The organism is Pantoea sp. PSNIH1, from assembly GCF_007680655.1.
GTDB classification, from domain to species: Bacteria; Pseudomonadota; Gammaproteobacteria; order Enterobacterales; family Enterobacteriaceae; genus Pantoea; species Pantoea eucrina.
Map to the genome: position 1 here is coordinate 238,079 of NZ_VEIP01000002.1, position 23,862 is coordinate 261,940.

Sequence of the window (23,862 nt, forward strand, 5' to 3'; positions counted from 1 at the left end):
TTAAACCTCCTCAGCAAACATTAAGTTTAAGAACTCAGGTTCGATCTGGCGAATTTTCAAACTACGGACGATTTCACCGTCTTCTTCATCAACTGTAAATGCAGTTGGTAGGTTATGATCGCCATTGATATAAATAACATCAAATGTTTTCTCTTTAGCATATAAATCAAAACGGTTAGCATATTTATTTAATTCTTCATAACCGATTTTATCACAGTCGCGCCATAGTATTAGCGTACGTTCTCCTGTAGGCTGAGTTCCTTCTATCCGTACATAGCCGCGAACAATATCGGACTCTATAGATTTCACATGTAAACCAATAAGATAATTGAATGTTTCGACTAAATCGATGTTTTTACGCTCAGTTGCACCAGCTGAGTCCGCAGTGATATTCATCGCGTAATTAAACGGTTTTTTAAAATCATCAGTGCTTAATATTGATTTTTTACTCTCAGTATCAATCATATAATTTACAAGATAATCTTCCTTGACAGTCGAAGAAAATGTTTCAAATAAGCTCGTTATTGTTTTCTTAAAATGAATATTATTTAAAGTATCTTCGTAGCTTTCGAGTTTAATGTACTTAAGAATATGAGATATCCCATGGCTTCCCTTAGGACTGCCATTATGCCATTTATCACTATAAACAGACTTTTGGATTCTATTCTTTATAACTGAATCAAAATGTTCTCCCATTTCAATGATAACGTACTTGTGATTTTCAGAATTCTTTCTATTCCTGTTAATAACAGCATGCGCAGTTGTCCCGCTTCCTCCAAAAGGATCAATAATAATCTCACTTTCTGCACTATGCCATATTGAGTCAATAACTCTATCCATAGTACCAAGGGATTTTGGATAAGAAAATAATCCGGCAGAACCAAACATAGAGGTTAAGAGGTTTGTTCCACCCGTTGTGGCATTATATTGCGGACCTTGCCAAATACTAGGGAGCAATAGTCTCCGTGCATTATCATGATATAAACGATTTATTACAAATTTATTCGAGCTAACTAACCTTCCTTCTTCAACCGCTTTTTTAGCTCCTTCATATGAAAGAGACCATACTCTTTCTTCTCCATTTTCTCCAATTGGATAAATTCTTTTTAAGCCACTATCCGTTTCACATGTAAGATAATTACCCTTACCCGAAGGGACAGGCGGTGGTTCAATCCCTTTTACTTCAAATGTTTCTGGGTCAACTAATACGGCAAAAAAGCTTTCTGGTCGACCAGGATTACCTATTCTAAAATTATTATCACCTGTGCCAGCTCTTCTGAATCCTCGGGTTCTAATGCCATCCTCTACACTATCTCCTTTTAACAGATCCATATCTTCCGGTACAGAAAATAAGCAGTATTCGTGAGTTCTTGATACATTTGTTCTTCCTGTGCCGGAGCCTGGATAATGTTCAACAATACATTGAAACACTTCTCTTTCAGGATTGATACTTTTTTCCAATTCTTTCAATAGAGACATTTCTGCATCATCTATTGCATAGCAAAATACGCCATTATTATTTAATAATTTTTTAGATGATGTGATTCTATCAGACATTAATGTTGCCCAAGAAGAATCTTTATAACCATTCTTATACAAAATAGGCGTAGCATCGGTATTGTAAGGAGGATCAAAATATATAATACTGGCGCTTTGATAATATTTTGCCTCAAGAAACTTAATGGCTTGATAATTTTCAGAGTTGATAAGCAATCCATTCACTTCTTCATCGAGGTTACTAAATGAATGCAATAATTTACTTTTGAATTCAGAGGTGTAATTGATAGTGTCAATCATTAAGTATGGGTTTTTTTTCAGGAATTCTATATCCTTGGATTCACTCATTTTCCATATGCCAAGCCTTTCCCATTTTTCAAATTGCTTATCATTTGCTATAATATCTGGATATAATTCATTAGGTATTTTATCCAAAGTTATGCAGTATTCACTTGAAACAATAAATTTCTTTTTATTCCATAATTTCTTCTGAAAATTCTCAATTTGTGCCAAGAAAGTAATTAATTCTAGTGCAACGGAACGTAAGCATTGAATCATTCTCAACTGTCTTTCAATATTTGAGAAGACTTCTGCATTTTGCAAGTTATCGAGATTCATGACTTCATTTTTAATATAAAAATCAAGTTCATTAGTTAAGAATCCACCAAGATCTTTGTGTATAAAGTAGTCTGCTATATTACGCTGAGTATAGGTAGTAAGATGGCGTTCTAACTCCGTACGCATAGGATTCTTTTCTGTCGGTACTCGTTTGGCAAGGTCAACCCAATGCTGCTGGACATTATTGTCTGACAGAATTTTTGAAATAGCTGACTGGACTAATGTCTCTTGCTTTGTCCCTTTCTTCATCGCTTTGTATTCAAAATGAATAATTAATTCTTCTGTGTCAACGGATTTGCCATCAACAATCGATGAAGTTTTAATAACTTCGACTGGCTTATATTCTTGTTCGTATTCTTCGCCTTCATCGTCAAATTTAGTACGTACATGAGGCTCAATAAGGACAAAGCAACGATCTAAATCATTATCTTTACGGTTATCTTTTGCCGTATCCGCGGCAAGTAATTGGAAGCTAACTTTGCGACCATCAGTTAATTTAAAAGAATAATTGGCGAAATTTTCACCGCTTTTTACGTAATACTGATCCTTATTTGCCCAATGCAGCATGACTTCTTCACCCGCATACGATATAGCGTAAGTATTTCCTTTATAACGACGCTTGCTAATGAAGTCACCATTGTCGTAATAACGTGAGAAAAAAGTAAGCAAGTGGGAGAAAACTGCATTTTCGTGCTCACTGGCTCCAGAGGTTATAGTAGACAATTTCTTTTTAATTTCTTGAACTTTTGGGCTTTCTTCTGGCGGAAAACCAGCAGCAGTCGCAGCTTTTATTGAGAGTTGCAACTGTTGTTCTAACTCCGCTTTATTAGCGTTTTCTGCATCATCAAGTGCAGACTGAATTTTAATCTTCAGTTTATTCTCAAGATAATCATTAATTTCATCGGCACGGGCATTTAAAATGCGATAAATGCCGAAATCCAGCTCAGGTCGATCAATCTGGAAAATTTCTTTAAGTTTCTTAACTAATTCGTTGTATTTACTCATTTTTTTCTCTTGTAAATCAATTAAATAACTTTCCAGCGAATGGTAAAAAGTTCTGCGATCTCTGTTTTCTGCTTCATTCGCTCTGCAAGGGCGCTAATCAACAGGTCACGTTTGGCTGAAATTTCATCTTCAATATCAAAAATTTCCATTCGCTGGCGCTTCTGCTGTCGTTCCAGTTGCTTTAGTCTTTTCTGGTTTTCTTTCTGTTCTTCAATGGATTGTGCCAGCCTTGCATCTCTCTTCAAAGACTTGATTTGCATTTTCGTATCGCGTAATGCTTCTTCCGCAGCATAAATCATATCCTCTGCCCATTTTTCCAGCTTATCTCGTTCCAGTTCAAAGAGTGCATTGTTCTGCTCCATGACTTCAGCAAGTTGGACATCGATTTGTCTGTTCTTGAGTAAGAGCAGGTCAACGGGCAATGTGTTCGCCTCTGCAAACATATTTTCACTATCGCCCAGTGTTGCAGCAAGCTGAAACAACCGTTTGCATGCTTCACTGTCTATTATTTGCCCGCGATCGGCCTTTGCCGTAAAGACTAAAAACTGCTGTGTGTTAAACGCATTTACAGTAAGCAAGTTCAGCGTCAACCAACCCGCCTGTCCTTTTAGTTGCTCAGCAACGGAAACTTTCGTTGCATGGTCACTGTAATTGAAGATGACTTCTGCCTTCTCCGTCTCTAGTCTTTTGGCGGTATCAATCACATACTCACCGAGAGGATGGTTGATGCGATACGCAAAACTATGATGTTCTTGCCTTTGTAACTCACTTTTTTGGTTAACACTTTTGCGTAGTAATTGATACTGCCCTACTGGTAACCCATTGACTGGCTCGCACAATGTGAAACGGTGATGCTCATGATCAAAATTGGCACAATGTTTAAGTTGGTAATGCGTCACTGCCCAAAACCAGCGGCCAACCTTATCTAAGCGCTCTTGTGCTTCGTCAAGCCTGATCTTTAGAACATCGTGAATATCTTCATCAAAATGCTCGAGCAGCTGCTCTTGAGTCTTTTGTATCTTGAGGTTAATTTCGTCTTCAAGCTCTTTTCGCAGTTTTTCAAAGGCGGCTTCAATCTCTTCAGGTGTTCGACATGACTCATAAATGGCCTGAATATTTTTTTCAAAGTCTACGCCGTTTTCAATGCTGCCCAATACGCTGTCTGATGCCCCAAAAACACCATCGAAAAGATTGAATTTCTCAGTCAGCAATTCCAGAACGCGTTGATCTGCTTGGTTTCTTTGGTTAAGGAAGTTAATAACTACCACATCAAACTCTTGGCCGTAACGATGGCAACGACCAATTCTCTGTTCGATGCGTTGAGGGTTCCATGGTAAATCGTAATTAATCAGCAACGAGCAAAATTGCAGGTTAACCCCTTCCGCCGCTGCTTCTGTGGCGATCATAATTTCAGCATGATCTCTGAAATGGTCGATCAATGCCGAACGTTTATCAATCTGCGCCGATCCTGTAATGCGAGAAGAACCACGATACTCTCCAAGCCATTGCTGATAAATTTGGTTTGTCTGCGGCGTGTTGTTGGTACCACTAAAAGTAACCACTCTACCCAGATAACCATGATTTTCTAAGAAGTGAGCAAGATATTGCTGAGTTCTCATCGATTCTGTAAATATAATTACTTTTTTTGCTGCCCCCATTTCTGCAAGCTGCGCAAAACCTTGCTCCAGGCCAAGGAGTAACTCCTTTGTTTTAGTATCAACACCAATTTGTTCAGCTTTGAAGATCAGAGTCTCAAGCTCATTGATTTCAGCCTGAAGTACAGCTAGATCGATTGTTTTGCACTCTGTATCAACGCTTAATATTTCGTCATCTTCAACGATGTCATCTTCAAGATCATCATCAATAATAATCTGCTGAATGATATCTAGCTCATCTTCAACGATGCCTTTCTGCTTTAGTTTCTCAAGACGAATTTTAAGCATCTGTAAGTTATTCAAAACTGCTTTAGTACTCGACGAAAGCAGTTTTCTGAGAATAAGCCCTGTCAGATGCCTGTGTCGCTTAGGCAGCGCGTAGCTATCCTCACGTTCCAGCAAATTTTGAACACGCTCATAGAGTTCATGCTCTTGTTCACTTGGATAGAATGGGATTGTGATAGCTTTACGTTCCGTGTACTTGACGTACTCAAGTACATTCTTACGTAATGTTCTTTTGATAAAGTGCGACAGTCTCCCTTTCAGCTCCACTATATCGCTGTCTGTCTGCATAAATTGTTTTCTGAAGGCCTTTGGGTCGCCGAAAGTATGCTCATCAATAAGCGTCGACATGCCGTACAGTTCCATTAACGAATTCTGCAAAGGCGTTGCCGTTAATAACAATTTTTTCCGGCCATCAAGCGCACGTTTTAATGCTTGCCCCATCTTGTTACTTTCTCGATGTGCATTCCGGAGTTTATGAGCTTCGTCAATCACCACCAAGTCCCACATTTCAGCCACCAGTTTATCTTCTAACTTGGCCGCATAGTGGTACGACATTATTGTTATCGATTTGTTGTTTAGAGGGTTATAGACACCTTCTTTTTGCAGCTGGCTGAAAGTTTTTGCATCGAGAACATGGGAAGGTAAGTTGAATTTCTCCAGTAGCTCACTTGCCCACTGGCGACGCAAAGAGGCAGGGCAGATGATTAGTAGTTTTCGCTTCCTTTCTGCCCAGTATTGACAGAGTACCAAACCAGCTTCAATAGTTTTACCCAAGCCAACCTCATCAGCAAGGACAGTCCCTTTGCTTAAAGGATTCTCGATAGCAAACAATGCGGCTTCTATCTGATGTGGATTTAGATCAACACTTGCGTCAAACAGCGATTGGGATAGACGATCTATCCCATTGTTTGAGTGGAGGATAGAAAGTTCATGTGCAAAATATTTAGCATGGTAGGGGGTTGTACCAATCATCTAAGTTCGCTCTTGTTTCCCGACGCTGAAATCAATGTGTATGGTCCAAGGGCTTTAGCATGTCAACGTGTCCTCCTGAACTACTAAGTTGTAGCTGCCCTCGAGTGAACACCATGCGGATTAAATGGTGCTGATCCTATCATCTTTGGCCATTACAAGCCGATACCTGATGCAAAAAGTGATGTAGGGCGTGTCAGTAAGCTTTGGAGCGATATACAAGGGCGAGGTCAGTCCATCAATGGCTCGGAAGTGTCTAGATTATCCTTGGTGATTCAGTTGGATATGTAAGCATCATAGCAGTACGGACAGCGTCACTGAATTGCTCTAGAAATTTTTTATCCGTTTTTAGCCTGTCACGGAGTGACTTTGTTAGCTCAAGCTGCATCCCTTGCCGACTAATGCCTCGATTGCAGATATTATTAGGTTCTCTACCTAAAAATTTTGAATTTATTTCAACTAAAAGCTCTAATGGTTTCAATGTTACCTTCAAATTCACTTCAAATGTCTCACGAAGGTTTCCTCCAACCCAGACTCTCTCTTTAGGTTCCGTTTCGGGATCTCTTGCACCATGAATAGCTAAAACCGTTTCTACGCACAAATGTAAAAATGACAAATAGTACTCCAGCCATTATTCCACCAGTCACTGTTACCTGATGCAATAAGGTAGTTCGGGATCTTAATCTGAGGAACACAACGCCAGGGATCAGTGAGAAAATAATCAGAAAAATAGACAGTGATATTACCGTCAGCGCCTGCCAGAACTCGTTTGTCCCTTCCGGGAACTCTAGGGTGCGAAGAAATAATTCAAGAGGAAAAATATATATACAGGCTGCAAGAGAGAAAAGAGTTGGCTGTAAAACATGCATGAAAAGAAAGCTTTTTATCTTCTTTCTTTTATTTTCCGTGCTTACCTGTCTGTATGTTATTGAGCCATTGAACCACAGAGAAAGTGTAAAGCTGCAAAGCCAGATAGTACTTAACTGAAGGAATACGTTCTGTGCAACTTCTCTTTCTGAGTTACGCATGAGAAAGAAATAGCCAAAAATTATTAGCGTTGATAATAGCGAGGTCAGAAGAACTATTTTGATATTGTTTTCTGTCAGCTCGTCACGAAAACGACTTTCCCCCTGATAGTTGAAAATAAAAATTCCGGTCAGCAGCAAGGGCATAAATAATACAATGCAAAAAAGAAGCATGCTGACACAGGCAAAGACCATCAGGTAACCAAACAGTGACGAGAAAGAGATGCTGTCAAAAAATAGTCCGGTTTGCCCGATACGTGCAAGGTGCGACCATACGAAGAGCGCTGCAATTGACGTTGACGCAAATGCGGGTGTAAGGATCGTTAAAAACCAGGCGCGCAGTTTTATAAATCGCTTGTTGATTCTGTTATTTTCCATATTCTGATACCCATCCAAATATTGACATTTTTTATTTTTAATCAATGCATTACAGGCGTGGCGCATTAAGGCCTTGCCGGATGATTGTCTCCGGTTGTTGCATTTGAGGAAAGCAAATCTGCCTGCCTGAATCCTGCATGCAAAGCTATATACATTTTTGCTGATGTGGCATTACATACCCCGCAGACGTCTTTTTTATATGAACTTCAGTTTGCGGCTACAGGCGCTGTTAGCAACATACCGCTACTCTCCGGATATCCCATCCGCTACCCCCAGCAGAAAGCCGCAAAACTGATCCAGATCAAAACAAATCTCTTTTCTTTTTTCCAGCGCTGCGCTTTTAAGAATCTGTTAAGAACCTGCCGTATAATGAGCGCTTTACTCCACTTTCAGGATGAAACCATGAAAAAAACAGCAATTGCATTGATTACACTGGCAGCAGCGCTCTCTGCCACCGCCGCGCAGGCTGCCGGCGGCTGTCAGCAGAAACAGCAGTCGATCCAGCATGAGCTGGAGATGGCGCGCGAGTATGGCAATAAGGCGCGCATAAACGGGCTGGAGAAAGCGCTGCGTGAAAATCAGCAGCACTGCACCGATGCGGGCCTGCTGCAGGAGCGTCAGGAGAAAGTGGCGGAGAAGCAGCACAAAGTCGCTGAGCGCGAAGCGGATTTGCAGAAAGCGCAGACCAGCGGCCGCCGCGATAAGATTGAAAAACAGCAGCGCAAACTCACTGAGGCGCGTGAAGAGCTGGCTGACGCGCAGGCGGAACTGAGCCGCTAAGCACTAAGCGGCAGAGGCGACATCTGTACGTCTCTGCCGCTGCAAAAATTCACTTCTCCTGCCTGCAAAAAATCCTCACACTGGCCTCTTTATTCTGTTGGAAAACATGCCATGAAGATACGGTTGCTGCTGGCGCTCCCGCTGATCAGCGCCCTGACGGCTTCGGCGATAGCTGAAGAAGGCGTCTCGTTTGCTCACAAAGAGTGGGAGCTGGCGTGCGATAACACGCTGACCTGTCGCACGGCGGGCTATAGCGCAGAAGAAGGCGCAGGGGGATCGGTGCTGCTGACGCGGGCGGGCGGGCCGGATACGGCAACGCATGGCCGGGTGGTGCTGGCGGATACCGGCGATGATGACTCAAAGCAGGTCGATACGCTGACGCTCTGGATCGACGATCGCCCGCTGGGTGAACTGGCAAAGGCTGATAACGATGAGTGGACGCTGACCGATGCGCAGACCCGGTCGATTATCACTGCCATCAAAGGCAGCGGCAGCGTGGAGTTCCGTGGCGGTGTCGAGCCGTTTGATCTCTCTGCCAACGGTGCCTTTGCCGTGCTGCTGAAAATGGATGAGGCGCAGGGGCGCATCGGCACGCCGGGTGCGCTGGTGCGTAAAGGCAGCAAACCGGAAAGCAGCGTGCCCCCCGCCGTACCCATGCCGGTGATTATTCAGGCCAGAACCGTTGAGGCCAGGCCGCGTCCGCTGACGCCGCAGGAGCTGGCGCGGATCAAGCCGGCGCTTATCGCTACGCTGACGGATGATGACAGCTGCGATAATCTCGCACCGGCAGACGATCAGCCGGAAGAGGGCGCAGAGCCGCCGACGCTGACCGCTGTGGATGCGGACCACGTACTGATCGCCGCCCTCTGCTGGCGCGGCGCCTATAACGAAGGGTATGGCTACTGGCTGATGGATCGTGCGCTGCAGGGTTCACCGCAGTTGATCACTGACTCCGGCTCCGATTATCACGCCGGAGCGATCAGCGAAGCGCAGAAAGGCCGCGGCATTGGCGACTGCTGGAGTACCGCCGCATGGGTCTGGGATGGCCGCAGTTTTGTACAGAGTAGCGATGCCACCACCGGCATGTGCCGCGCCATCCGCGCCGGCGGCGCCTGGCAGCTGCCGGTATTAGTCAGCGACGTCAGACCCGCTCCCTGATTGCAGAACGCATGGCGCCCCTGTGGGTATTATTGTAGGGGCCGCATTTATGCTGCCTGGGATCAGGTGCGCGGTGCGACCAGGGCGCCATAAATGGCGCCCCTACGGATACCAATGTAGGGGGCGCATTTATGCGGCCCGGGGGCATGTGCCGGATGTGGCCAGGGCGCCATGAATGGCGCCCCTGTGGATATTGCTGTAGGGGCCGCATTAATGCGACCCGGGGTCAGGTGCGCGGTGTGGCCAGGGCGCCATGAATGGCGCCCCTGTGGTGGCATTTATATGGGTCAGGTGCGCGATGTGGCCAGGGCGCCATGAATGGCGCCCCTACGGATACCAATGTAGGGGTCGCATTTATGCGACCCGAGATAAAATGGAGCGCGATACCCGTAGGGGCCGCATTAATGCGGCCCGGGGTGGATTGAGCGCGATACCCGCAGGGGTCGCATTTATGCGACCCGGGTTGGATTAGGCGCGGTGTGGCCAGGGCGCCATGAATGGCGCCCCTGGGGATACCAATGTAGGGGGCGCATTTATGCGACCCGGGGTAAGATGGAGCGAGATGTCCATAGAGGCCGCATTTATGCGCCCGGGGTGGATTGGGCGCGATATTATGCGACCCAACGCAGGTTATTTATTCAGGCAGCACTGCTTATATTTTTTGCCGCTGCCGCACGGGCAGGGATCGTTGCGTCCGGTTTTGTCACCGGCAAAGAACGGCAGCTGTGGCTCGGGATCGGGCTGGGCCATGCGCTCGGCCTGCCAGTATTCGTGCAGTTCCAGCGCCGCCGGGCGGATCGCCTCCATGCTCGCTTCGAACGCGTCCGGATCGAGCGCCTCGCGCGCTTCACGCTGCTCTTCGCTGCCGTGCAGGGCAATCGCCTGTAGCTGCGGCTGCAGCGGTTCAGGCAGCTGTGACCAGTCGGCGTCCAGCGCAACGCCGCGCATATAGCCGTAACACCAGTCTTCGACCACGGTAAACTCCTGGCCCTCCATCTCCTGCAGGCCAAACAGCGGGTCAAACTGCTCCGGAAACTCGGCCAGACGCTCAGCAATATCGTTCAGGTGCTGAAAGGTCAGCGTCATAAAGCGATCCATCTCGCGCTCATTAGCCCATTTAGGGATATGCTTCTGGCCGCCCCACATTGCCACCAGCCACTCGCTGGGTTCAATATCATTCGGGCCGGAGAGCAGGGCGGTCAGCATCCCATCCAGCTCGGCCGTATCTACCACGGAGTGCGCATTGCCATACTTCTCCAGCATATCATCCAGCCAGTTCAGCTCTTTTTCCGTTAACGGCCCCTGATTCATCGGTTCTCTCCTGCACGTAATATTCTGTACGGGCCAGGCCCGCATCTCATGGCGCGATTATAGCGGCATTATCACGATTATTTGCAATTTTAGCGCGCCTGAATCGGGCCAGGCTGAGGTATGCTGTGGCATGACGCGACGAGCGCCGCACGGCAGCGGGAACCATTGGCCCGGTGCGCTTGTCAGTAAATGGACATCAGACTATTAATCAGAGTGGGAATCACCAATGCGCAGGACACACGTAACCCTTTTATCTGCCGGCCTGTTTCTGGGCGCGCTCAGCCTGACGCCAGCTGCACTGGCAGCGGATGAGCAGACCAATAGCGTGCCGATGCCGCCTCAGGTAGAGCAGCCGGATGTGCAGGCCCCTGACGCCGCGCCGGTGCCAGACGCCGATGCGCCAGCCGCTCAGGCACCTGCTGCATCAGGCGACGACGCGCCGGTTCGCCCGTCTAACAACGGCACCGGCGAGCAGCCTTCCGCCGCCAACAACTACAATCTGCACACCATCATTATCGACTACAAAGAGCACAAGGTCGGCGATGTGGTACCGGAAGAGTATCGCAAAAAAGAGTACACCATCACTGACTGGCAGGCGCGTCATCTGCCCGCTCCGCAGGCTGGTGCACACTGGGCTTACATCAACGCCAACTATATTCAGATCACCGATGACAGCGGCAAAATCGTGATGGGCAAATCGGGCGACATCTTCTTTAAAGGATAACGCCAGCAGGCGGGCCACCGGGTCCGCCTGTTTTATTTCAGAGGCAGAAAAGATGGCCCCGACCGTTAATGAGTTTGGCCAGCCGACGGGTAGTGCGTTGCCTGACTGGCAGCCGCGTCCGCGTCCGGAGCGCGTCACGCTTCAGGGGCGTTACTGCCGCCTTGAGCCGCTGGATGCGTCACGCCACGCGTCCGATCTCAGCGCCGCGCATGCGCACGCCGCGGACGATAGCAGCTGGACCTGGCTGCCCGTGGAGCGTCCGGCATCGCAGCGTGAGTGGCTGACGTTCGCCGCCGCCTGCCAGCACAATCCCGATTACCTGCATTTTGCCGTGATCGATCTGCAGCGCGGGCAGGCGGTGGGTACACTCGCGCTGATGCGTATCGAGCCGCAGCACGGCGTAATGGAAGTGGGATATGTGGTGTTTTCACCGCTGCTGCAGCGTACCCGCATGGCTACTGAGGCGCACTTTCTGCTGATGGCGTATGCGTTTGACCAGCTCGGCTATCGCCGCTACGAATGGAAATGCGACAGCTGCAATCAGCCTTCGCGCCAGGCGGCGCTGCGGCTCGGTTTTCAGCCCGAGGGCGTGTTCCGTCAGGCAATGGTGTATAAAGGCCGCAGCCGCGATACCTGCTGGTTCTCTGTTATCGATGGCGACTGGCCGGTATTAAAGCTCGCCTTTGAGCGCTGGCTGGCGCCGGATAATTTCAGCGCCGATGGTGCGCAGCGGGAGCGGCTGGAGACGCTGCGCCCGCGCGACTGAGCCCGCTCTCAGGGGCGTGGCACGATGCGGATCTCCGCCATGCCAATGCCGAGCTTGCGCGGCGCCTGACCCACAATATTGTCCTGATTCGACAGCTGCGGCGCCGGTGGCACAATCACCAGATTATGGCTGCCGTCGCGATTGCTGAAGTGCAGCGTGGTGGTGGAGAAGCTATCGTCCAGCCGCAGAACCTGCTCCTCGCTGCCTACGCGTACCGGAATCGGCTGCTGCGCATTGGCACCAAACGCGCGCGCGGTGATCACCAGATCGAACCGCGACGGCAGCGGTTCGGCATACTCAATATTCACCTCCGGAGCCAGATTGGCATTGGACCAGCGCCCCCAGCTCTCCGGGCGCGAGATGCCGCTAAAGCGCCGGATGCTGTGCGGAGCGCCCGGCACGTTCAGCACAAAGCTGTCGGCATCGTAGCGAATGTCATTATCCTCAATGCGGATCTGCTGCTGGTTGAGCCGCCAGGTTTCCGGGCTGACGCGCAGCGGCGGAAAGTGCGTTTTGCCGTGCCAGAGCGGCTGATCGATACGCACCACGCTGGGCTGGCCGCCCATCTGGCCCATCGCCAGGCAGAGATCGGTCGAGAGCGCCAGCTCCGGCTTCCAGAGTCGCGCCATTTTGAAGCAGCGGTCGGCCCAGACAAATTTGTCGCTCGCGGCAAAATCGGCCAGCTGATAGCGCAGCGGCGCGGCATACTCTCCCTCCGGCAGTGGTTCAACCTGCTTATTGCCCAGCCGGAACAGGATCGGCAGGCGGAACGTGGCGCCGGAGAAGGTAAAGGTATTCTTCTGCTGGTCGATGGTGAACTCTTTCATGCTGGCCGGAAAATTCCACAGCTGCACAATATCAGCTTTCCAGCTGCTGACCTTTTTCGCCATGTCGTCAAACTGCGTGGAGAGCGACGGCGTAGAGAGTGAACTGCGGCCAAGTCCCAGCGCCTTGTCACCGCCGAGGATCTCAAGCACCGTGGCGCCGTTATCCAGCGTGCTGCGTGGCGCATCGCGCACCTCCGCCTGCGGCCGATCGCCGCGAATGACCATAAAGAGATCGCGGCGCGGCAGCTTCGTCAGATAGGGGTGGGCGGTATTGTTCATCGCCAGATGATCGGAGCTGACGACGATGACGGTGTTTTTAAACCACGGCGAAGCTTTAATACGCTCAATCAGCCGCGCCACGTGCTCCTGTGAACAGGCGACGGCGCTGAATGACTGGTTCATTTTGCCCTCATACTGATAGCTTTTACGCTGGCAGCTGCGGGAGATAAAGCCATCAGGATGATGGGTATCCACCGTCAGGGTAAACAGGGCAAAACGTTTGTTCTGCTGCGACAGTTCAGCATACTTCTCAAACACCTCGTCCAGCACGGTGTCGTCGTAAAAGCCCCAGTTGTTGCGGTAGTCGGGATCGGCCACGCGGCTTTTCAGCTCCTGCGCGCCATAGAGATTCGATGCGGCGAAGCCGTGCGAAAGCAGAAAAGTATCTTTGCCGGCAAAGCGCAGATCGGCGCCCTGAATAAACCAGTTCTCATAGCCGCTGTTTTTGAGAATATCGCCGAGGCAGAGACTCTGCGGATAGAAGCTGGAGAGCGCGGCTGAGGCGTTACCGTCAAAAGGCGCAAACAGCGGGATACCGCACTGTGAGGCGACCATGCCGGCAATGGTATAGTCGGTGCCGGGCAGCTGCGCGGTATTGCTGAAATCCAGGCTCTGCGCCTGCTCGCGGCTCAGCTCCGGCGCCAGGTCGGGAAAAGCCTGCTGATTTAAATAGGTGCGCTCCAGGCTCTCGCCGTAGATATAGACCAGGTTGAGCGCGGGCTGTTCAATACGGTTCTGCGGCGTGATGTACCAGGTGGCGAAATCGGAGTCGCCCGCGTGCGCGTGCGACGCAATCAGATCTTTAACCTGACGAAACGCCGGCGTGGTCTGCACCGAGCCGGCGGCGCAGGCGACCGCCAGCAGGCTCCAGCCGAGATGATGCGGACGTTTATGGCGGCGCAAAATCCATGAAAGAAAGCAGAACAGCAGAAACAGCACAATAATCAGCCCGATAGCGGGCACCACATATTTACTGACGCCGGCGCCGGTCAGGCTGTTGGTCAGCGTGTAGATCACCGCATCATTGATGCCGTCACCGGTAAAATAGTTGCTGGCGAACAGCGTTGCATTCAGCACAATAAACAGCGTCAGCAGCAGCAGCATCAGGCTGAACCAGAACGTATTGCGTCCGGCTTTAGAGGCGTAAATGATGATGGCGGTCAGAAACAGCACGATTGAAAGCAATGCCAACGGCAAATCCTCACGATAGATGAATAGCGCAGCGCCAGCGGCCGCGCGCCCTCTCAGGGGTTTTGCGTCAATCTATATTGGCTGTCACCGGGCTGCAACCTGTCCGGCGGGATTTGTGCGGTACATTCGGAATCGTGCCGCCAGGCGGGATGATAAGCGCGGCGGCGGTAGCGTATCAGGCAGACTGTGGCTTATAACGCACCGGTAAGATACTGCGCTTCACCGTGCGCAAAGCTCCAGTCACCTTTGCTGTTGGTGATAAAACTTATCATCAGATCGTGGCCCTGCACGCCGCAGCTTTCACGCAGCTCGCGCGCCAGCTCTGCCATAAAACAGCTTTTTTGCGCCTCACTGCGCGGGCTGGTGTAAACCCGCACCATCACCAGATTATCCGTGCGCGAAAAGCCCAGTCCGGTATCCTGGAAAACCATCTGATAAGCTTTATTTTCATGAACAATCTGGTAGCGGTCGCGCTCAGGCACGCCGAATGCAGTCAGGACGGCGCGATGGGCGGCATCCAGCAGTGTACGAACTTCAGCCTCAGAGCGGCCCTGAATCAGATCAAAAGTGAGTAGTGGCATCGGTAAACCCTCGCAGTAGTGGCGTTAAAGCCGCGTTATGTGAGGCTATGCTGCCCGCTGTACGCGCAAAGAAAAAGCGTCTGCGATAAAATGATTGTTCACTATTTTGAACAATGGCGGGTAAGGCGATGAAAACCGAAGCGCTCTGGACACATCTTTACTGGCTGACGGTACTGGCGGAGCAGGGCAGTTTTACCCGCGCCGCTGAGCGGCTGGATGTCAGTAAAGCGGCAGTGAGTCAGAAAATTAAAGAGCTGGAAGCGCTGACCGGGGTTGCTCTGGTTCAGCGCACCACGCGCAGCGTGCGGCTGACGTCAGCCGGTGAGCAGCTGGCTGGCGAGCTGCGTGAACCCTTTACCCGGATAGCGGAAAGCGTGTATCGCGTGCGTGATGAAGCGGGGCCGGTACGCGGACAGGTACGCATCAGCGCGCCGGTGGCGTTTGCCCGGCAGCAGCTGGTGCCGATTATTGGTGACTTTCTGCGGGAATATCCGCAGGTGCGCCTGCAGCTGGATGTGACCGACCGCCTGGTGTCACTCGGCGGGGAGGGGTTTGATCTCGCTATCCGCCACAGTCAGTCGCTGCCGGAAACGCACGTCGCGCTGCCTCTGTGCGCCACGCGCGCGCTGCTGGTGGCTTCGCCCGCATATCTGGCACAGCACGGCGTGCCGCAGACGCCGGACGCGCTGCTTCAGCATAACTGCCTGTGGTATCCGCGTGGTCCCGATGCGCCGCAGTGGCGCTTTCAGTCGCATCAGGGCGGCGAAACGCTGACGGTAAAAATTCAGGGAAATTTCGCCACCAATAACAGCGAGTCGATTCGGGACGCCGCGCTGCAGGGGGCAGGCATTGCCATGCTGCCCGATTTCAGCGCCCGCGCAGCGCTGGAAAGCGGCGCGCTGCAGCCGGTACTCTCATCGTGGCAGGCAATCGACGCCTTTGCCGACCGCCTCTGGGTGGTGCGCCCTTACGCGGCACAGGTGCCGCGTGCGGTGACGACCTTTATTCACTGGCTACGCGCTCGCTTTATTGACGGGTGAGGGCAGCGCCACGCTCAGCGGGGCGACAGGCTGCATCATGGCGCCCAGCAGGCTGCTGCGGTTGTAGTTCCCCAGACGCAGGTTAAAATCGAGATGCAGCTGTGCGTGGCCATCCAGCTTAATAACCGGCGGCGGCGTATGCGGGCGCTGATGAAACAGAATGGCATGCGTAAAGGCGTCGCTTTTCCAGTTGTTCAGGCGCTGATAGTAAAAGGCGCTGGCTTCGCATTTACGCAGAAAGAGATTAACGCGGCGGTATTCGCGCATGGCCGCCTGCTGCGCCAGCGCGCCCGGCTGCTGTGCCGGTTCAGCGATTCTCTGCGTCAGCAGCGAAAAGTCATCACGCTTTCGCATTTCGTTAAAGAAGCTCTGCTCACCCTGATGCTTGATGGGCGCATACTGCTTCTGCCATTCGCGAATAAAAGGATTATTTGGCGCAGCAGCAAGGAACCAGTTCTCAATAACAGGGGCGAGATAATTCAGCGTTGAGCGTTCGCAATAATAGCCGATCACATCCATCGGACGTTCCTGATGGGCGCTGTGTACCCAGCTCAGATCTTCAAACAGCAGCGCAGCGCAGTCGATAGCGATGCCGCCGTAGCGTAATAGCAGCTCAAGCCTGATCACTTCGCTTTTCTGCTGCGCCGTTAATTGCGCTGAGGTAAATATAAAATCGGGCAGGACTTCTTTTACAGAATATTTATTTAACAGGTGAACGCTGTGGTCAGGATTATCGCGGCGTATTTTAGCAATATTCGCCTGTAACGATTTTGGTAAATATTCTGTATCCCAGTACAGCCATACTTTTTTCGGGATCTCTGGCAACGTCTTCTCACCAGAAAGTAACACGATATTGTCCTCTTCGCTGGGATCATACTCCGGCGCGCAGAGCGCATTATGCTGTTTTTTCTGCAGTAATGACTGACCGGTAAACGCTATTCTTTTCCAGTTGTGCCAGAGCGCGCGCGCCGGCTGAAGACGTTTTTTTGACATGATGCACCTGATTATTGTGATTATGGGCAAGGAGTCCCTGATGCTGGCGCCTTAGGCGCTCTTATGTTTCCTTACGGGGGCTGTGTGTAAAAGTATTACAATGAGCTTAATAAAACATTCTTTGCGATTGCGCTAATACTTTTTTTCTCTTTCAGATAAAGCGGAAAATGAAGCTGCCGTTAACAATAAAAATTTAACAAAATAACAGCGTGACGAATTTCACAGTTTATTTTTTCCCGCCAGGATTAATCCTAAGATCGTTCTCTGCGTGCAGCCTGAAGTGCGGGAATGTGAAAATTGTGGTGAGAAATGAACGTTTATCCCTGCTGGATTTTAGTCTGGTATCAGAGCGAAATTCACCTTCGTCATGCAGCTTAGCTACGCTTTAGTCAGGCCTTCTGTTTAAGGAGTGATTATGCAGTCATCTGCCCGCGGTCTGATAGCCGTTGATAAACAGGGGAATCGGGTGCTGTTTCTGCATCCGGAAAGCTTTGCCGTTGAGCAGGAGCTGAATGCGTTTCCGCCGCGCCCGCACGAGCTGCTGATGCTGCCCGCACTGGAAAAAGCCTATGTCCCGCTCTATGGCAGCGGCGTGCACGGCGCTAATCCTTATCCCGGGCATAAAGTCGCTGTTATCGATCTGCGTCAGCGCCGGATCAGCGGCTTTATCGACCTTACGCCACTGCAGTCGCCGCACAGCGGACAGCTGGGGCGTGACGGCAAAGTCTATCTCTGCTGTGAAAACAGCGCGGCGGTTGCGGTCATCGATCCGCACACCGATCGCGTAGAGAAAACCATACCGCTGCCTTCACATAAAGCGCACCGGCTGACGCTCTCTCCCAGCGGACGCAAGCTGTTTACGGAAAATGAAGAGGACGCCAGCATCACAGTAATCGATTTATGTGAGGCAGAAGGCCGCGTCATTGATAACATTCTGCTGCCTGGTCCGATAGCCGGTATTGCTGCCTCGCCCAGACATCCTTATCTGGTCGCCAGCGCCGCCGACGCACCGCTGCTTTACGTGATCGATCGACAGAGCCACCGGGTCCGGCAGCGCATTACGCTGGCCGGCCACCAGCAGCCCTGCCAGGTTGTGCGGTTCAGTGCCAGTGGCGAACGGCTGGTTGCGATCGGGCATGATGAATCACTGATTACGCTGTTTGACGATCTGCTAAATCCCTCAGGTACTCTGCGCGTAGGGTGCCAGCCAGGAGATGGCTGTTTCAGTGAAGATAACCGCACGCTGCTTATCGCCAACGAAGGCGATGGGTCGTTAAGCGTTATCGATCTGGCGCAACGAAAGGTGATAGCCACGCCGCAGGCGGGCACAGGCTGTGAGGCGTTAAGTTATTTTACGCTGAGCTGAGGCAGCCGCTGTCATTTCATTGTCATCTGCAGGTGGCATAAAGGCGGCGCGTCAGCAGGCACTGCGCAGCTATTGATAAATTACGGATACCCGTTGCTGCGTTTTAATACGGCTTTTGCTTAATTAAAACGCATGCAATTACCTGAATTCTCGTATTTTTTTGGTATTAATCAGGGAGGATAGTCAAAATAATCTAACTAATTTTCGTTTTGCCGCTTGATTTATCTACGCGCGTAGATAGACTGTCTCCCCAGTGATAACTCACGGTGCCAGACGCGGCTACGGCCCTGAAATGAACATGTTACATTTGCTGTGCTAATACGATCGGTGAATTAAACACCGGCGAAACGCAGCAGAGAGATGAATTCCAACACCAGGGAATTCCTTACTGATCTTTCAGGATTTGCCTGTCGAACGTCGTCACCGGGACGTTCTGCTTGCTTAAGCAAGGGAACAGACCCATGGAAGGGCGTTTACTGTTTTCACTTCACTAAGAGAAAGGGTTATGACGGAACATCATCCCACTGCACAGCACTCACCTCACCTCACCGCGGCTGATGAACGGCTGCAAACTCCCGCTGGCCGCAAAGATTTCTGGCGCGCAACCTTCTCCTGCTGGCTCGGTACGGCGATGGAGTATGCCGACTTTGCGCTGTATGGCCTGGCGGCAGGTATCATCTTTGGCGACATCTTTTTTCCGGAAGCGACACCCGCTATGGCGCTGCTCTCGAGCTTTGCCACCTGGTCAGTCGGCTTTATCGCCCGTCCGATAGGCGCGCTGCTGTTTGGCTGGATTGGCGATCGCAAAGGGCGCAAAGTCGTGATGATTAGTACGATTATCCTGATGGGCGCCTCAACCACGCTGATTGGCCTGATCCCGTCTTATGCAACAATCGGACTCTGGGCACCTGCCTGTCTGGTACTGCTGCGTTTTACGCAGGGACTGGGAGCGGGGGCGGAGCTCTCTGGCGGCACCGTTATGCTGGGCGAGTATGCCCCGGTTGAACGACGCGGCCTCGTCTCTTCCGTGATCGCGCTGGGCTCAAACAGCGGCACGCTGATCGCCTCTCTGGTCTGGCTGGCGGTGATCCAGATGGATAAAGAGAGTCTGCTGGCCTGGGGCTGGCGTATTCCTTTTCTGAGCAGCGTCCTGATCGCCGTAGTGGCGCTCTGGATCCGCCGCCATTTGCGCGAAACGCCGGTGTTTGAGCGTCAGCAGGCTGAACTGCAGGCGCAGCGCAGCGAGACGCTCTCCCGGGCGCACATTGAAACTGACAGCCGCAGCGTCTGGCAGCGAACCCGGGCGTTCTGGACCATGGTGGGTCTGCGCATCGGTGAAAATGGTCCCTCTTACCTGGCTCAGGGCTTTATCGTCGGCTATGTCGCAAAAGTGCTGATGCTGGATAAGTCGGTACCGACCACGGCGGTATTTATCGCCTCGCTGCTGGGCTTCCTGATTATTCCGTTTGCGGGCTGGCTCTCCGATCGTTTTGGTCGCCGCATTACCTATCGTGGTTTCTGCCTGCTGCTGATGATCTATGCGTGGCCCGCCTTCAGCCTGATGGATAGCCGCGATCCGACAATTATTATTGCTGTTATCGTTACAGGAATGGCGCTCGCTTCGCTGGGGATATTTGGCGTACAGGCGGCCTGGGGCGTCGAGATGTTTGGCGTAAAGCATCGCTATACCAAAATGGCAGTGGCAAAAGAGCTGGGGTCGATTCTTTCTGGCGGCACGGCGCCGCTGGTGGCGGCAGCGCTGCTCTCATGGACCGGCCACTGGTGGCCCATCGCCGTTTACTTTAGCGCGATGGCCACTATCGGATTTCTGACGACGTTTGTCGCACCGGAAACGCGCGGTCGCGACCTTAATCTGCCGGAGGATGCCATCTGACGCGCAGCTGCAGGCAGTACCATTGACATAACGCTGGCCGGTGAATCCGGCCAGCGGCATTTATATTGAGGCTAATTTGGCAAAATCTCCCGGCGGAAATGTAACCCGTACCGATGTCGCCCGCGTCGCAGGCACCTCGGTAGCCGTGGTCAGCTATGTGATCAACAACGGGCCGCGCCCGGTGGCGGAAGCGACCCGTCAGCGGGTGCTGGCTGCCATTAAGCAGACGGGCTACCGGCCTAACGCCGTAGCGCGCGCGCTGGCCTCCGGCACCACCAAAACTTTTGGTCTGATTGTGCCGAACATTGCGAACCCGTTTGTTGCTTCCATGGCGCATGTCCTGCTGCAGGAGTCGCTTAACCACGGCCATATCATGCTGCTGGGTGATGCCGGTGACGATCGTCAGCGTGAGCTGGAGTTGATTCAGGGCATGCTTAACCGTCAGATCGACGGACTGTTTTATAACAGCGTCGATCGTCATCCCTATATTGACGTGGTGCAGGCGAGCGGAACGCCGCTGCTGATGCTGGATCGCATTACCCCGCGCCCCGGCGTCAGCGTGCTGAGCATGAACGAGCGGCTGGCGGCCTGTGATGTCACCCGGCATCTGCTGAGTCACGGTTATCAGCAGGTGGGCATGATCAGCGGCCCGCCGGCGATGTTTAACGCTCAGGATCGTATTCAGGGCTGGCGTGATGCGATGCAGGAGCGGGGGCTGCCCGTGGATGAAAGCCTGATTTTCCCGGCGGATTACTCGCGGCAGGGCGGCTACGACGCGGCGCAGCGCATGATCGCCAGCGGTCGCGTACCGCGTGCGCTGTTTGCCAGTAACGAAGGCCAGGCCATTGGCTGTATTCGCGCGTTTGCCGAGCAGGGGATCCGCGTGCCGCAGGATGTGGCGCTGGTCTGTTTCAACGGTACCACGCAGGCCGCGTTTCATGTGCCTTCGCTGACCACGGTGCGACAGCCGCTGTCTGAGCTGGCGCAGCGCGCTATTGCTATGCTGAAAAACCAGCCGGAGGAGGGGGTGATGGCCGAGCTGCCGCACTACATCGAAACCGGCGAATCCTGTGGCTGCCTGCAGCCTTAAATACAATAACGATAAAACATTATGAAAAGAGTGATTATTGATTGCGATCCGGGGAATGGCATCGCAGGTGCAAATACCGATGACGGACTGGCGATTGCGCTGGCACTGGCATCACCCGCGCTGTCGCCGGAACTGATTACCACGGTCACCGGTAACACGCCCAGCGCGACGGGCGCGCGCGTGGCAAAAGATTTGCTGAAACGTCTCGGGCTGAATATTCCGGTGGTGCAGGGGGCGCTGCAGGCGCTGCGCGAAGATCCGCTGCCGTGGCGGGCGCGTCTGGATAATCTGGCCGACCCGGCGCTGGCCGCGCTGTGGCAGGGCGTGCGTCAGCCAGCGGTGATGGCGGCGGACGGCAATGACGCTGCCGGCGTGATGGGCCAGCTGATCTGCGATAACCCGGGAGAGTTTACCCTGGTCGCTATCGGGCCGCTGACGAATGTGGCGCAGGCGCTGCAGCGTTATCCGCAGATGGCTGAAGCGGTAGCGGAGATTGTGATCATGGGCGGCGTCTTTGCGCTTGATGACTACATCAAAGATACCAATTTTGGTCTCGATCCGGAGGCGGCACATCAGGTACTGCACAGCGGTGCTACCATCACCCTGGTGCCGATGGACGCCACCACGCAGACGCTGCTGACCCGCGACGATCTCGCACGCATCACGGCGCAACCGCATCCGCTGACGCAGTTTATCCGCGAGACGCTGGGCCCCTGGATCGACTACTCAATGCGGACCCGGCGGCTGCCAGGCTGCTGGATCCATGATGCGCTGGTGGTCGCCTGGCTGCTGAACCAGCGCGTGGCGGAAGGCGCCGATTATTACGTGGATATCGAGCTGCGTCCCGGTGCAACGCGCGGCAAGAGCTGGCGTTACCGTCCACCGCTGCGGCTCGATGTGGGGATCCCGCCGGAAACCGGGGCGCTGGTGCATGTCATCCAGCACGTTGATAATGCGCTGCTGCTGGATATGCTAGAACAGGCTTTTACCCGTTTGCCGACCCGGCTCTGAAACGTGACAGCGGCGGCGCGATAATATCCGCGCCCTCAAAGCGCTTCACAGACGTCGATCCAGGTGGCATGGGTCAGCTCCGCCATTCTCAGCGGTGAGATGCGTACCGCGCTGCGCACCGAGCCCGCGGCAGGCAGCACCTCATCAAAGCTGCGCAGAGAGATATCGCAGTACACGGTCAGCGGGTTTTCCAGGCCAAAAGGAGAGACGCCGCCGACCGGATGGCCGGTCCAGTTCACCACTTCATCGACGCTCAGCATGCGCGCTTTAGCGCCCAGGGCGGCTTTCAGTTTGCGGTTATCCAGACGCGCGTCGCCGCGGGTAACAATCAGCACCACCTGCTCTTTCACTTTCAGCGACAGCGTTTTGGCAATCTGCCCCGGTGAGACGCCGTGAACGCGTGCCGCCAGCGCCACGGTGGCCGTGCTTTCAGGCGTTTCAATAATTTCGATATCCGGCGCATGCTCAGCAAAGAACTGCTGTACCGACTCCAGGCTCATGTTGTTCTCCGGTAAAAACTGAACCTGAACGCTGCCACAAGGCGAAAAAAGTGTAAACGAGAGAAAAGGAGAATTTACGGCGCGCGCGTGCTTATTGCGCTTTCAGTGTACAGTTACCGCAGCGCTCGACGTCAGGAATACGATAGCGCTGACAGCAGCTGCGCCGCTCCATTGTCCCGTGGCGCATAATCATGGTGCGGTAAAGCGGGTTATCGCTGCCGTCCGGCAGCGACGGCGTGAAAAACAGCATCTCTTCCAGCTGGTCGATCAGCGCGGCGGGCAGCTGCGCGCGGAGTTCACCCAGAAACCAGTAGATCAGGTATCCCATGTTGTTCCAGATAAGGCGCGCATTGATGTCGCCGTGCTGCGTCATGCCTTCCACGGCGGGCTGCAGGCAGGTCTGGATCAGGCGCGCCATACGCTGCGGGGCAGAGAGAAATCGCGCGGGCTCATCCTCCTGTACATCCAGCCAGAAGGTGGCGGGATGGCCATTTTCGTGAAACTCAGCGCGGATATATTCAGGTGAGCAGTTGAGGGCACGCGGCTCATGCAGCAGCGCCATCATCAGCGTGGGCACCAGCAGGCCGAAGTACCACTGCGCCCAGAGTGACTGCAGCGGCTTCGCCTCCCGCGGCGTATCAGGATGGCTGCGATAAAGATAGTCACCGTAGCGCTGCGTCAGAGACTGAAAGTGCTCCGGTGCCGACCATTCAGCCAGCGTCAAAGCGCCTTCCGGTGCGGTTTCTCCCAGTCTGACATAAGCCTGACGGTCGCTGCACTGCTCATGGATCAGCTCCTGCAGCGCGCGTACCAGCGTGCGATCGCGCTGCATGAAGATCGGGGACTGCTCACTGAAGCGGTGCGCCTGACGCGTAATCGTAGCCATGCCAATCCTGAATGATAACGGGAAACGAAAAAC

At 52.5% G+C, this 23,862-nt stretch carries 19 protein-coding genes; 9 read left to right on the forward strand and 10 right to left on the reverse strand.

What is annotated here, in order from left to right; genetic code table 11:
• The 4 genes from FS690_RS08690 to FS690_RS08705 all read right to left on the reverse strand — a co-directional run bounded on the left by FS690_RS08690 (position 1) and on the right by FS690_RS08705 (position 7,432).
• Positions 1–3,120 (reverse strand): DNA methyltransferase, encoded by a 3,120-nt coding sequence (locus tag FS690_RS08690; protein ID WP_145339419.1) that lies wholly within the window; start codon positions 3,118–3,120, stop codon positions 1–3.
• A 20-nt stretch (positions 3,121–3,140) separates the two neighbouring features.
• Entirely contained in the window at positions 3,141–6,032 is a 2,892-nt protein-coding gene (locus tag FS690_RS08695; RefSeq protein WP_145339421.1) for an SNF2-related protein, read from the reverse strand.
• Positions 6,033–6,285: 253 nt separating this feature from the next.
• Positions 6,286–6,645: a poly-gamma-glutamate hydrolase family protein gene (locus tag FS690_RS18650; protein ID WP_186368982.1), complete on the reverse strand. Its 360-nt coding sequence runs from the start codon at positions 6,643–6,645 to the stop codon at positions 6,286–6,288.
• On the reverse strand, positions 6,572–7,432 hold the full coding sequence (locus tag FS690_RS08705) for a hypothetical protein (protein ID WP_255471481.1): 861 nt from the start codon (positions 7,430–7,432) through the stop codon (positions 6,572–6,574). The genes FS690_RS18650 and FS690_RS08705 overlap by 74 nt, the downstream gene beginning before the upstream one ends.
• Positions 7,433–7,834: 402 nt before the next feature.
• On the opposite strand from FS690_RS08705, the gene FS690_RS08710 reads away from it, so the two are divergent.
• Positions 7,835–8,212, forward strand: a complete 378-nt coding sequence (locus FS690_RS08710) for a DUF1090 domain-containing protein (protein ID WP_145339423.1) — start codon at positions 7,835–7,837, stop codon at positions 8,210–8,212.
• Positions 8,213–8,323: 111 nt separating this feature from the next.
• Positions 8,324–9,370, forward strand: coding sequence for a DUF1176 domain-containing protein (locus tag FS690_RS08715; protein ID WP_145339425.1), 1,047 nt, complete (start codon positions 8,324–8,326; stop codon positions 9,368–9,370).
• A 630-nt stretch (positions 9,371–10,000) separates the two neighbouring features.
• Here the strand turns inward: FS690_RS08715 and FS690_RS08720 are convergent.
• Positions 10,001–10,681, reverse strand: a complete 681-nt coding sequence (locus tag FS690_RS08720; RefSeq protein ID WP_108569972.1) for a YecA family protein — start codon at positions 10,679–10,681, stop codon at positions 10,001–10,003.
• Positions 10,682–10,907: 226 nt separating this feature from the next.
• Here FS690_RS08720 and FS690_RS08725 point away from each other — a divergent pair, with 226 nt between their 5' ends.
• Complete coding sequence (locus FS690_RS08725) at positions 10,908–11,405, forward strand: RcnB family protein (RefSeq protein ID WP_071669113.1); 498 nt, start codon at positions 10,908–10,910, stop codon at positions 11,403–11,405.
• 52 nt (positions 11,406–11,457) lie between these two features.
• Positions 11,458–12,171 (forward strand): GNAT family N-acetyltransferase, encoded by a 714-nt coding sequence (locus tag FS690_RS08730; protein ID WP_094110696.1) that lies wholly within the window; start codon positions 11,458–11,460, stop codon positions 12,169–12,171.
• 8 nt (positions 12,172–12,179) lie between these two features.
• Here the strand turns inward: FS690_RS08730 and opgB are convergent, their stop codons facing one another.
• Entirely contained in the window at positions 12,180–14,468 is a 2,289-nt protein-coding gene (gene opgB, locus FS690_RS08735; protein ID WP_370512303.1) for a phosphatidylglycerol--membrane-oligosaccharide glycerophosphotransferase, read from the reverse strand.
• A gap of 191 nt (positions 14,469–14,659) precedes the next feature.
• Positions 14,660–15,049, reverse strand: a complete 390-nt coding sequence (locus tag FS690_RS08740; RefSeq protein ID WP_071669111.1) for a tautomerase family protein — start codon at positions 15,047–15,049, stop codon at positions 14,660–14,662.
• A gap of 128 nt (positions 15,050–15,177) precedes the next feature.
• On the opposite strand from FS690_RS08740, the gene FS690_RS08745 reads away from it, so the two are divergent.
• On the forward strand, positions 15,178–16,089 hold the full coding sequence (locus tag FS690_RS08745; protein WP_145339429.1) for a LysR family transcriptional regulator: 912 nt from the start codon (positions 15,178–15,180) through the stop codon (positions 16,087–16,089).
• Here FS690_RS08745 and FS690_RS08750 read toward each other — a convergent pair.
• Positions 16,063–17,082 carry a glycosyltransferase family 32 protein gene (locus FS690_RS08750; RefSeq protein WP_145339431.1) on the reverse strand — a complete coding sequence of 340 codons (1,020 nt, stop codon included), beginning with the start codon at positions 17,080–17,082 and terminating at the stop codon, positions 16,063–16,065. The genes FS690_RS08745 and FS690_RS08750 overlap by 27 nt on opposite strands.
• A gap of 415 nt (positions 17,083–17,497) precedes the next feature.
• On the opposite strand from FS690_RS08750, the gene FS690_RS08755 reads away from it, so the two are divergent.
• The 4 genes from FS690_RS08755 (at position 17,498) to FS690_RS08770 (ending at position 22,443) form a co-directional block, all read left to right on the forward strand.
• A complete protein-coding gene (locus tag FS690_RS08755; protein ID WP_145339433.1) occupies positions 17,498–18,448 on the forward strand; it encodes a WD40 repeat domain-containing protein in 951 nt (316 codons plus the stop codon).
• Positions 18,449–18,953: 505 nt separating this feature from the next.
• A complete protein-coding gene (locus FS690_RS08760; RefSeq protein WP_094110700.1) occupies positions 18,954–20,342 on the forward strand; it encodes an MFS transporter in 1,389 nt (462 codons plus the stop codon).
• Between the two features lie 76 nt (positions 20,343–20,418).
• Positions 20,419–21,432, forward strand: coding sequence for a LacI family DNA-binding transcriptional regulator (locus FS690_RS08765; RefSeq protein WP_108570010.1), 1,014 nt, complete (start codon positions 20,419–20,421; stop codon positions 21,430–21,432).
• Between the two features lie 21 nt (positions 21,433–21,453).
• Positions 21,454–22,443: a nucleoside hydrolase gene (locus tag FS690_RS08770; protein ID WP_071669107.1), complete on the forward strand. Its 990-nt coding sequence runs from the start codon at positions 21,454–21,456 to the stop codon at positions 22,441–22,443.
• Positions 22,444–22,478: 35 nt separating this feature from the next.
• Here FS690_RS08770 and FS690_RS08775 read toward each other — a convergent pair whose 3' ends face one another.
• Together FS690_RS08775 and fhuF are read right to left on the reverse strand one after the other, a co-directional pair.
• The gene (locus FS690_RS08775) at positions 22,479–22,943 is read right to left on the reverse strand and encodes a YbaK/EbsC family protein (RefSeq protein ID WP_071669106.1); all 465 of its coding nucleotides are present in this window, start codon (positions 22,941–22,943) and stop codon (positions 22,479–22,481) included.
• A gap of 91 nt (positions 22,944–23,034) precedes the next feature.
• The gene (fhuF, locus tag FS690_RS08780) at positions 23,035–23,829 is read right to left on the reverse strand and encodes a siderophore-iron reductase FhuF (RefSeq protein ID WP_108569976.1); all 795 of its coding nucleotides are present in this window, start codon (positions 23,827–23,829) and stop codon (positions 23,035–23,037) included.
• Positions 23,830–23,862: the final 33 nt, after the last annotated feature.